This is a genomic window from Treponema saccharophilum DSM 2985, assembly GCF_000255555.1.
Taxonomy (GTDB): domain Bacteria; phylum Spirochaetota; class Spirochaetia; order Treponematales; family Treponemataceae; genus Treponema_D; species Treponema_D saccharophilum.
This window is the reverse complement of the sequence record NZ_AGRW01000055.1, coordinates 192,219-203,237: the sequence shown is the minus strand read 5'-3', so window position 1 is coordinate 203,237 and position 11,019 is coordinate 192,219. Positions and strand designations below refer to the sequence as shown.

At 51.5% G+C, this 11,019-nt stretch carries 7 protein-coding genes; 2 read left to right on the top strand and 5 right to left on the bottom strand.

Translation table 11 applies throughout. The annotated features are described in order from the left end of the window. Positions 1-849 precede the first annotated feature (849 nt). Positions 850-2,070, top strand: coding sequence for a 6-phosphofructokinase (locus tag TRESADRAFT_RS14715; RefSeq protein WP_002706778.1), 1,221 nt, complete (start codon positions 850-852; stop codon positions 2,068-2,070). Positions 2,071-2,148: 78 nt separating this feature from the next. Here the strand turns inward: TRESADRAFT_RS14715 and TRESADRAFT_RS14710 are convergent, their stop codons facing one another. The 3 genes from TRESADRAFT_RS14710 to TRESADRAFT_RS14700 all read right to left on the bottom strand — a co-directional run bounded on the left by TRESADRAFT_RS14710 (position 2,149) and on the right by TRESADRAFT_RS14700 (position 4,212). After that, positions 2,149-2,649 (bottom strand): hypothetical protein, encoded by a 501-nt coding sequence (locus TRESADRAFT_RS14710; protein ID WP_002706776.1) that lies wholly within the window; start codon positions 2,647-2,649, stop codon positions 2,149-2,151. A 613-nt stretch (positions 2,650-3,262) separates the two neighbouring features. Then, entirely contained in the window at positions 3,263-3,652 is a 390-nt protein-coding gene (gene cdd, locus TRESADRAFT_RS14705; protein ID WP_002706775.1) for a cytidine deaminase, read from the bottom strand. A gap of 107 nt (positions 3,653-3,759) precedes the next feature. Continuing rightward, positions 3,760-4,212: a hypothetical protein gene (locus tag TRESADRAFT_RS14700; RefSeq protein ID WP_002706773.1), complete on the bottom strand. Its 453-nt coding sequence runs from the start codon at positions 4,210-4,212 to the stop codon at positions 3,760-3,762. Between the two features lie 1,137 nt (positions 4,213-5,349). On the opposite strand from TRESADRAFT_RS14700, the gene TRESADRAFT_RS14695 reads away from it, so the two are divergent. Next, complete coding sequence (locus TRESADRAFT_RS14695) at positions 5,350-6,303, top strand: L-lactate dehydrogenase (protein ID WP_002706771.1); 954 nt, start codon at positions 5,350-5,352, stop codon at positions 6,301-6,303. Positions 6,304-6,368: 65 nt separating this feature from the next. Here the strand turns inward: TRESADRAFT_RS14695 and TRESADRAFT_RS14690 are convergent, their stop codons facing one another. Both TRESADRAFT_RS14690 and TRESADRAFT_RS14685 read right to left on the bottom strand, forming a co-directional pair. After that, on the bottom strand, positions 6,369-7,160 hold the full coding sequence (locus tag TRESADRAFT_RS14690) for a hypothetical protein (RefSeq protein ID WP_141607455.1): 792 nt from the start codon (positions 7,158-7,160) through the stop codon (positions 6,369-6,371). Between the two features lie 1,883 nt (positions 7,161-9,043). Continuing rightward, the gene (locus TRESADRAFT_RS14685) at positions 9,044-10,225 is read right to left on the bottom strand and encodes a hypothetical protein (RefSeq protein ID WP_002706768.1); all 1,182 of its coding nucleotides are present in this window, start codon (positions 10,223-10,225) and stop codon (positions 9,044-9,046) included. Positions 10,226-11,019 lie beyond the last annotated feature (794 nt).

Genomic DNA, 11,019 nt, shown 5'->3' with positions numbered 1-11,019 from the left:
AGCGCGCGTTTATCTTTATTGCATGGAGCGTGCGCTCGCCCCCTGCGTGACGGGGTGTGCGCCTTGGTGGATGCACGATTTTTTTGATAATCAACTCGCGTTTGTTGGCGCACGCACTTGTTAGCGCGCGTTTTTCTTTATTGCATGGAGCGTGCGCTCGCAACACACTGCGTGGCAGGGTGTGCGCCTTGGTGAGAATGCGCGATTTTTTTAATCAACTCGCGGTTTTTGGCACGCGTATTTGTTAGCGCGCGTTTATCTTTATTGCATGGAGCGTGCGCTCGCACCCCCCTGCGTGGCTGGGTGTGCGCCTTGGTGGATGCACGATTTTTTGATAATCAACTCGCGGTTTGTTGGCGCTCGCACTTGTTAGTCGCGTCGTTTATCTTTATTGCTCGGAGCGTGCGCTCGCCCCCCCTGCGTGGCAGGGTGTGCGCTTTGGTGAGAATGCGTCGATTTTTTTAATCAACTCGCGGTTTTTGGCGCACACTTGCTCCAACAAAGCCAATCTTGGAACTCGACAATCTCCGCAAGCCCCCGGGGGAGGTACGCGCACCGCGCGTGCCGGCGCACGCTTGCTCCAACAAAGCAAATCTTGGAACTCGACAATCTCCGCAAGCCCCCGGGGAGGTACGCGCACCGCGCGTGCCGGCGCACGCTTGCTCCAACAAAGCCAATCTTAGAACTCACAAATTTCTGCAAGCGCTATTTATGGTTTTTAAAAAAACTCTTCGTTTTTATATTGCGATGATGTGGTACTTTTAAATAAGTTAAAGCTTTTGACATTAAAAAGATTTTTTTGCTAATTTTTTATAGGCAAAAGCGAAGACAAATGGGGGTATCTCAAAAATGAACGGAAACGTAATCGTCGGGCAGTCTGGTGGTCCGACTTCTGTCATCAACTCAAGCCTTGCAGGCGTTTTCAAAACGGCGAAGGACCGCGGAGCGAACAAAGTCTACGGGATGATACACGGAATAAAGGGACTTCTCGACAGGCAATACGTCGAGCTTTCCGACAAGCTGAACACGACGATGGCAATCGACCTTCTCAAAAGAACGCCTTCATCATATCTCGGCTCGTGCCGGTACAAGCTTCCCGAAATAGCGGACTCGCGCGAAACGTACGAGAAGATATTCGCGATACTGGACGAGCTTGAAATCGGCTATTTCCTGTACATCGGCGGGAACGATTCGATGGACACGATAAAGAAGCTTTCCGATTACGCGAAGGAAACCGGGAGCGCGATAAAATTCATGGGCGTGCCGAAGACAATCGACAACGACCTCGCGATTACCGACCACACGCCGGGATTCGGAAGCGCCGCAAAATTCATAGCGGCAACGATGAAGGAAATCATACGCGACGGTCTTGTCTACGACTATCCGACGATAACGGTCGTGGAGATAATGGGGCGGAACGCCGGCTGGCTGACATCGGCGGCGGCGCTGGCAAAATCGGACGACTGCGAGGGCGTCGATTTGATTTACCTTCCCGAAAAACCGTTCGACGTGGAGAAATTCATCAAGAAAATCAGGAACCTGTCGAAAACGGGGCGCTCGATTGTCGTGGCGGTTTCGGAGGGAATTAAAACAGCCGACGGGAAGTTCGTCTTCGAGCTTGCCGAGCACGTCGAATTCGTCGATGCGTTCGGGCACAAGCAGATGTCGGGAACGGCAAAATTCCTCGCGAACAAAATAACGGCAGTTCTCGGACTGAAGGCGCGCGCAATCGAGCTTTCGACGCTGCAGCGGTGCGCCGCGCACATGACGAGCAGGACGGACATAACGGAGGCGTACAACGTCGGGGGCGCCGCGATAAAAGCCGCGTTCGAGGGAGAGACCGGAAAAGTCGTCGTGCTCAAGCGCGTCTCCGACGACCCGTACATGTGCATCACGGAACTCGCCGACGTCGGCAAAATCGCGAACGTGGAGAAAAAAGTCCCGCTCGAATGGATTACGGACGACGATTACGTGGCGCAGGATTTGATTCACTACATCCACCCGCTGATTCAGGCGGAGCTTTCCCCGATTATGGTCGACGGACTTCCGCGCCACCTCAAAGTGAACTGATTCCGCGCATAAAAAATCCGCCCGAAAAGACACGCGAAACGCTTCAATCCGGGCGGATTCCTCTTTTTAAGTCAGAACTTACTGCCTTTTGTATTCGGTATCGTCAAAAGTGACAAGCCCGTTCGCAACCGTCAAAGTCACCGGCTCAGCATTTTCGACATTCTCAAGCGGATAATCTGCATTCGTGAACGTAACCGATGTCTTTCCTGCCTGTGCAGCAGTCATAACCTTCTGCATTATGGCTGATTCGGATATAGCATCCTCGTTAACCGCTTTCGCAATCGTAAGAACGACATCGCCGTCAGACTCTGGGGCGCCAGTGTACGTTCCGGTCATCGCATCGAAGTCGAAAACCATCTTGAAACCAGCCTCGGATTCTTCTCCGTTCACATGAACCTTGAACGTTTTATCGGAATAGAAAGTGACCGTCTCCGTTCCGTCTTCAGTATCCTTGTAAACCGCAACCGTGCCTGCGCCGTCGTCATCGCTGTCATCGGAACATGAAACGAACGAAGACGCCACGAAAACAGCGGCGGCTGACGCCATCAGCGCCAAAAGAACTTTGCTCAATTTTTTCATAAAACTCCTCCATTGAAATAGGTTTTTAGACTATACAAAAAAAAAGTACATTGACAACAAAAAACCGATTTTGAAGGGTAAAAAGGCAAGCCATTCTTCTTTCGGGGGATTTTTTAGGAATGCGTTTTTTCCTTTCGGGAAGGCTTTTTTTTAAGGGAACGCCGTTTTTTTTGTCACACGGATTTGTGAAGGTCTAACGACCTTCACGGGGATTTTTTGGAAGGGGAGAATGCGTTTTTTCCTTTCGGGAAGGCTTTTTTTCTAGGGAACGCCGTTTTTTTGTCACACGGATTTGTGAAGGTCTAACGACCTTCACGGGGATTTTTTTTGGGGAGGGGGAATGCGCTATCAATGCTGATAATACACTGTTATCAATGCGCACCTTCCTCGCGTCAATCAACCCTCCAGGGGCGCAACCGCGTTGCGCACGCGCGCGCTCCAATATACGAATGTCACCAGAAAATGAAAGCGCACGCATCGCGCTACATCCGATGCACAACCATCCGAATCAATGCGCACATTCCTCGCGTCAATCGACCCTCCAGGGGCGCAACCTCGTTGCGCACGCGCGCGCTCCAATTCGCGAATGTCACGCGACAATCAATGCGCGCGCCTACATCGAGCTTGAACCGAATCCGCACGACAGCAAATCGGCAAGGGTGTGCTTCTCGAATTTTCCGGCATTGTCGGAGCAGAGCACCTCAAGGTTCGGGTTGAACTCGTACATGAACTGGCGGCACATTCCGCACGGCGTGCAGATTTTTTCGGAAGAGCCGGCAATCGCGATTTTCGTGAATTTGATGTGCCCCTCGCTGATTGCCTTCGACATCGCGGTGCGCTCGCCGCAAATTCCGCACGGGTACGACGCGCTTTCTATGTTGCATCCCGTGAAAACGGTTCCGTCATCGCAGAGAAGCGCGGCTCCGACCTGATATTTTGAATAAGGCGTGTAGGCATTTTTCCTGGCGTCAAGCGCCATCTCGACAAGTTCTTTGTCAGTCATGAGTTCCTCCTTTGAGCCGCGCGGAAAATCCGGAAGCGGCCCAGTTTCCCCGAAAAGCGGGAGCATAATTCTATCACAATGAAAGGAACTCCGCGAATATGCTGAAATCACTCGAAATCGTCGAAATTCGAATATATATTGAGCGATTTCCGCTCGGTCCTCGCCGACTTCCGCGCCTTCACGGCATCTTTCCGCCCGATTTTCTTCTTCACGACCGCCGAAAAATCGGAACTGACGAGCAGCTCGCTCGACTTCTCGCTTGCGACGCGCCGTTTCCGCACATCCGCGCCGATTTCCTTTTCCGTCGGCGTCCGCTCCACAAGGATGACGTTCGCCGACGAGACAGAAACAGCCCAAGAAAGCCCATCCCCAGCTGGAACAGCCGAAAGTGCCGCCTCCAAATCGGAAAGCGCGATTCCCGCCCGCTTCTTCCCGCTGATACCAGCCGCCGCCCTCACCTTCTTCGCGATGTCCGCCTCCGAAAACCGCGCCCGCTCCCCGAACGCCTCCACAGCCCCAGCAATCGCCCGCTGAACAATTGTCAAAGATTCCATTTCCATAAAACCGATTTTACCGAAAACACCCCAACAAAAAAATCCAATCTCAGAACAAAGAATCAGAAAATTACCTCGCACACCTCACCACGGTAGGTACGCGCACCAGCGCGTGCCGGCGAACGCTTGCTACAATCAAGCCAATCTTAGAACGCAAAAATCCCTGCAAGCGCAAAATCAAAGCACACACTCGCACTCCCCACCACGGTAGGTACGCGCACCAGCGCGTGCCGGCGAACGCTTGCTCCGACCAATCCAATCTCAGAACGCAAAAATCCCCGCAAGCGCCGATTGTTTTTTTTACTGTGTTTTCTATAGCATAATTTACAAGGGAACGCTTTTTAGATTATGGCGGTTGCCTCCGATTCTTCATGGAAGAAGGAGGCTGTCTATGACGATTTACGAAATCGTGGTACTTGTCATCATGATATTGAATCTGATTATAGACCTGCTCACCTTCCTAAAAAAATAGGACAAGAGCATAAAAAAGCCCGCCAGACAGTGACCAACTTCGACGGGCTTGTATAAGCAACACGGAGGTAATCGCTTAATCTTCCAAGCGTCCCCGTTTTTTTAAAATACACGCAGATTTTTATTTAGTCAATTGCGCACACATTATTTTACCCGCGCTTACCATCCGCTTTTTATAGCGTTCGCACCTTTGTGGATGATGTATATATGACATAGAATTGAGCAATTACTCCGACAAATAGCAATCCTAAAATTCGAAAACGCTCCGCAAGCGCAAAATCAGAACGAAAAATCAGAAAATTACCTCGCACACCTCACCACGGTAGGTACGCGCACCCGCGCGTGCCGGCGAACGCTTGCTCCGACCAATCCAATCTTAGAACGCAAAAATCCCCGCAAGCGCAAAATCAAAGCCACCCTCGCACACCCACCACGGTAGGTACGCGCACCCGCGCGTGCCGGCGAACGCTTGCTCCGACCAAGCCAATCTTAGAACTCGAAACGCCCCGCAAGCGCACCCTCGCCCCCCACCGCGGAAGGTACGCGCCCAAGCGCGTGCCGGCGCACGCTTGCTACAACAAAGCCGAACTTAGAACTCGCAAAACTCCGCAAGCGCCGATATAATCCCTTTCCGAATAATACTGCGCGTCTTGTGCGCAAAAGAGGTGAAAAATGAGTTTCAAAGATTCGAAAGTCGTCATCGTCGGAGCCGGAAATGTCGGGGCAACAACGGCATACAGCATCCTGAACCAGGCAATCTGCGAGGAAGTCGTCCTCATCGACGTGAACAAGGACAAGGCGATTGCTGAAGCGCTGGACATGCAGCATTCGATTTATTTCATGAACAGGAACATGTCCATAAAGGCGGGGGACTATTCCGACTGCAGGGACGCGGATGTCGTCGTTATAACGGCGAGCGCCCCCATGCCCAAGGATTCGCACAACAGGCTTGAGATGCTCGCACCGAGCATGAGAATCGTCAAGAGCATCGTCGACAGCGTGATGTCGAACGGGTTCGACGGCGTTTTCGTCGTCATCTCGAATCCCGTCGACATCATGTCATACTACATCTGGAAGCTTTCCCGCCTTCCGAAAAACCGCATCATCGGAACTGGAACGACGCTCGACACGGCGCGTCTCTGCTGCGAGCTTTCGAAAATGTACAACCTTGACGCAAAAAGCGTCGAGGCGTTCGTCATGGCGGAGCACGGCGACAGCGAGATGGTCTCATGGGCGAGCGCGACAATCGGCGGGAAAAACCTTTCAGACGTGTTTGCGGACAACGCCGACAGGACGAAGGACATAACGAAGGACGAGCTTCTCAAAAGGACGAAGGAAGCCGGATGGGAAATCTTCAACAGGAAGGGAAACACCTGCTACGGAATCGCATCAAGCGCGACGGCGATAATCAAATCGATTCTGTTCAACGAGAACAGGATTCTTCCCGTCAGCGTCGGATTGAACGGCGAGTACGGGCTGAACAATATGTTCCTGAGCGTCCCGACGATAATCAACAAGAACGGCGCGAAGGAAATCGTCGAGATAAAACTCGCGGACGAGGAGCGTGCTCTCCTGCAAAAATCGGCGGAAGTCGTGCAGGGGTTCTACAAGGAACTGCAAATCTGATTCCCCGCCCGCGAGAACAGACCTGTTCGGAAACTGAGTTTTCCCAACAGGTTTTATAAAAACGCTCACTCGGCGGGAGCAGCCTCCTCGTATTCGTCGACGGCGCTCTTCGCAGGGGTTTCCGGCTCGTAGCGCGGGTCAATTGAGTCGTCGCAGAGGAAATCCGCGAGGGCGCGCGCCTGCGCCTTCGTGAAGTAGTAGCGCTGCTCGATGACGGTGTCCGCGTGGTTCTCGCCTTTGTCCTTGGAAAGGTTCTCCGTAGGCGGAACAAATATGCAGAAATAGGGCGATTTTCCGATGAATTTATATCCGAAATAAACAGTCGGTTTCGAGCGGTTCGAAAGCATCCTCGCGTTTATGCCGAATTCCTCATACGCGACGACGGAACCGTACGCGCGCTCCGTTTTCTTCGCCTTTTTTTCAAGACGACGCGCCTCGAAATCCTCAAAATACCTGTCGACGGCGCGTATCAGAGCGTTGCGCTCCGCCTTCGCGAGGAAGAACGCGTACGACGACGTGTCGTAAAGAACGTAGAATCCCGCCATATCGGTGTGCGGTTTGTATATCGAATAGCCCTTCCGCAAAATCGTGTTTCCGAACGTCGTTTTGAGCGTGAGCGTCATCTCGTCTATCTTCTCGAATTTCTCCGTTCCGAAAAACTGCTCCGAAAACGATTTCTTCCCGCCGCGTATTTTTGCGTCGCTGTAATTTTCCTCCGAGGAAACAGCTTCCGACTTCTGCCCTTCTTCAGCTGCCGGAGCCGAAACAGTCCCGTACTCATCAACTTTTCCGGAACTCGCGCATGAGCAGAGCGCAAACACACACACCGCGATTCCTGCCGCAATTTTTTTCATCATGAAACTCCTGATTTTAATATGGGGGAATCTTACCACAGGCGCACGCATTAGTTAACGAGCGTCGAGCGCACGCTTTGATTAACGCGCGTTTATCATTTGCGGTTTGGAGCGTGCGCCCGCAACCTGCAAAAGCAGGTGTGCGCCCTGGTGGATGACGCGGGGTACGCTTTGGTTAACGCGCGTTTATCATTTGCGGTTTGGAGCGTGCGCCCGCAACCTGCAAAAGCAGGTGTGCGCCCTAGTGGATGGCGCGGGGTACGCTTTGTTTTACCCGCGTTTATCTTCGCAGTTTGGAGCGTGCGCCCGCAGCTCCCGCGTAGCGGGAGTGCGCCCTGATGGATGGATGGAAGTATGCTTTGTTTTACGAGTTTTTCGTGCATGCATTAGTTTATCCGCGTTTATCTTCGCAGTTTGGAGCGTGCGCCCGCAGCACCTGCGTGGCAGGTGTGCGCCTTGGTGGATTTTCGATATTTGCTTTTATTTTCTCGTGTGGGATTTCCTTCGTCAACGTTTTTAAGCTCCAGAACAAACAACACCCCCACCTCCCCGCTCGGGTAGGCACGCATTCCCGAAAGCCCACTTCACCACCAAGGTAGGCACGCCCCGCGTGCCGGCGCACGCTTGCTACAACAAACCCAATCTTAGAACTCCCAAAAGACTCTGCAAGCGCGCTTGCCTCCGATTTCTCGTGAATGAAGGAGGCTGTCTGTATGAAGATTTACGACATCGTGGTGCTCGTCATCATGATTCTCAGTCTGATAATACAGGTGCTCTCTTTCCTGTTCAAATAGGTTAGAAGCATAAAAAAACCGCCCCACAGTGTGACGACTTCGAGGGCGGTTTATATAAATCGCTAACGGAGGCAAGTCGCGCTTTTCGCGAACGTCCCCGATTTCGTTTATATTACGCGAGATGATTTCCTTCGTCAACGTTTTTAAGCTCCAGAACAAACAACACCCAACCTCCCCGCTCGGGTAGGCACGCATCCCCGAAAGCCCACTTCACCACCAAGGTAGGCACGCCCCGCGTGCTGGCGCACGCTTGCTACAACAAACCCAATCTTAGAACTCCCAAAAGACTCTGCAAGCGCGCTTGCCTCCGATTTCTCATGAATGAAGGAGGCTCTCTGTGACGACTTACGAGATTGTGATGCTCTGCATCGCTCTTGCCGGTTTGGTTATACAGGTGCTCACCTTCCTGAAAAAATAAGGACTAGAGCATAAAAAAAGCCCGCCTGACAGTGACCAACTTCGACGGGCTTTATAACAAGCCAACGGAGGCAAGTTGCTTCTTTCCGCAGTCGTCTCCGATTTCGTTTATATTACGCGAGAAGATTCCCTTCGTCAACGTTAAACCTCCAGCAATCTCCGCCTCACGCGTGCGAAATAGTGCCACACGGATTCGGGATTTCCAACGGAATCCCTTTTATTTGTGTTTGACTTTACTTTTTCCAGAACGGGAACTCGGATTTGCTGTAAAATTCTCAGTGAGTTTTTCCCAAAAAGCCACTGACTTTTTTAAAATTCTCAGTAACTTTTTTTGAAATTCTCACTGAGTTTTTTGTCCATGAAGTCCCCACTCGGGTAGGAACGCCCCCGCGTGCCAGCGCACGCTTGCTACAATAACCCCAATCTTAGAACTCGCAAAAGACCCTGCAAGCGCCCCCACCAAGGTAGGCACGCGCCCCCGCGTGCCGGCGCACGCTTGCTACAATAACCCCAATCTTAGAACGCGCAAAAGATTCAGCAAGCGAGCTTGCTACAAACCAAGCCAATCTTAGAACTCGCAAACGACTCCGCAAGCGCAAGCGCAAATAAAAAGCCCCTCCGCAAACTGCGGAAGGGCTTCCTTCTTGTCTAGTTTATGCTGAAAGAGCGCTCAGATTAGAACCAGTACTCGAACTTGACCGGGATTTCCCAAGAGAAGTCTTCGCCAACTCCAAGGAATTTGTCATTTTCATCGAAGTAAGCGTTCTTAAGTGGGTAGCGGCCACCGTTGTTTGTAGCACCTTCGAATGCGATACCAATCTTTCCGTTTGACCAACCCTTCTCAACGCCGAGACCAAAGACGAGGCTGTCCATGTGGTCAGCAGAAGAAGAGTTCTGCCAGATTCCGTTCGCGTAGCGGACATCAGCGAAGACTCCAAGTCCCTCGCCGAGGTCGTAGTCAGCGCCAACGCCGAAGCTGAATCCGAGAGCGTCATCCTTGTTTTCTTTTTTATCAGCAGCATTGATTGCTACGCCGGCAAGGAGGTGAGCCGTGAGAGCGTCAGCCTTGTAGCTTCCGCCGAGCGTAACATAAGGATTGTTATACCCACCATCAGTAGTAGCACCGTTCAGAGTCGGGATTCTTGCGCCGACAGAGATGCTCGCGTTCTCGACTGCGCTGACGTCGAACGCCACGTCAATCTGCACGTTCTCTTTTGACTCAGTCTCGCCGACTTTTGTCGCGCGCGCCTTTGTCTCCAAACCGAGCTTGAACGTTCCGACGTCCTTTATATCGTAAGCTGCGGCGTATTTCGCGCTGCGGCCGTATGTATCCGAGAATTTTTTTGCAGTTCCGTCAAGATTAAGCGGAATATCAGCAACAAGGGTCAAGCCCTCAACGGGGGTTGCCTGGATGCTGACGCCGTTTCCCTTGACGAATGCGGGGAATGTCCAGCCTTCGCATTCGATGCGCTTGTTGACACAACCAAGGCGGTCCCAGTTCCACAATCCGTAAGCGACGTCGCTGCGGAGAGCGTTCACGTCCAATTTTCCCATGTAAAGTTTTACCTGCTCAATCGGCTTGACCCAGATATAAGCGTTGTCGCCCATACCGAAATCAGTTCCATTTCCGTGGATGTCAAGTTTGAAACCAACGTTGTCAGAATCGCCGCTGACGGCAAGCGCAGTACGGGGAGCATTTCCGCCCCAAGACTGGTGCACATCCGTCACTATATCGCCGTCTCCGGAGTTCGCGGCGGTAATCCAAAGACCCCTTCCCCACGAACCGAAAGAAATATCAGCGGAAGCCAATCCCGCAACAGCAGCAGCAAGCGCGGCGACAGTTATAACCTTTTTCATATTAAATCTCCAACCTTTGCAATTTTCACAGGGCTACACCCTGCATTTCTCCTTTTTTTAATGAGCCACATTCCCGAATCCGCATTTCACGAACCCGTGGCGCAGCATCAGCGGAACCTCGCGGCAACAAATTCGCGCGTTCCGAACGACGCAGAATCCTCCCATGTGAAGACGCCTCCTCCGTCCCCAACCCGTTTTACCGAGAAATCCGGCAGCCCACGTCAAAGTGCCGTCTCTCTCTTTCCAACTAATATTGCTGAAAGTATAAAACCCTCTCTCTACAGCTGTCAAAAAAAATCTTCCCGATTTTTATCATTTAATTCTTCTTTTTGTTAACTTTTTGTCATTTTCGTGCAAAAACACATCGGAAAAAACATATTTCCCGCTTTCATTTTCCGCAATTTTGGGCAATCCACACGCTCTTTCCCGGCACAACGGAAAAAACTCGCAGCTAATACACACAACAAAAACGCTCCCCCAAAAGGAATCTCTTCCTCTCAAGGGAGCGTTTTTTGTTTTAGGTGATTCCGCGTTCGCTCAAAAAACACTTGTGGTCACTGAGCGAAGCCGAAGCTGCTTATTTGTACAGCTCAACCAGCTTCTGCAAGTGCTCGAACTTGTCGTATATGTGAAATTGTTGTAATTGGCATTTGAGAAGAAAATGTTAATCTCCATTCTTCAAATGCAGCAGACTTTACAGATTCTATAAATATGGGATAATCCAAAGTGTACTTATATATTAGCCCATATTCAGCAAAAGACAAGTTTAGAAAATGCCTTTTTTTCAAACAATA

Bases quoted from the DNA above. Each gene is read 5' to 3' on its own strand.
- TRESADRAFT_RS14685 (WP_002706768.1), bottom strand. From the start codon at position 10,225: ATGAAAAAGGTTATAACTGTCGCCGCGCTTGCTGCTGCTGTTGCGGGA.
- TRESADRAFT_RS14690 (WP_141607455.1), bottom strand. From the start codon at position 7,160: ATGATGAAAAAAATTGCGGCAGGAATCGCGGTGTGTGTGTTTGCGCTC.
- TRESADRAFT_RS14700 (WP_002706773.1), bottom strand. From the start codon at position 4,212: ATGGAAATGGAATCTTTGACAATTGTTCAGCGGGCGATTGCTGGGGCT.
- TRESADRAFT_RS14710 (WP_002706776.1), bottom strand. From the start codon at position 2,649: ATGAAAAAATTGAGCAAAGTTCTTTTGGCGCTGATGGCGTCAGCCGCC.
- cdd (WP_002706775.1), bottom strand. From the start codon at position 3,652: ATGACTGACAAAGAACTTGTCGAGATGGCGCTTGACGCCAGGAAAAAT.
- TRESADRAFT_RS14695 (WP_002706771.1), top strand. From the start codon at position 5,350: ATGAGTTTCAAAGATTCGAAAGTCGTCATCGTCGGAGCCGGAAATGTC.
- TRESADRAFT_RS14715 (WP_002706778.1), top strand. From the start codon at position 850: ATGAACGGAAACGTAATCGTCGGGCAGTCTGGTGGTCCGACTTCTGTC.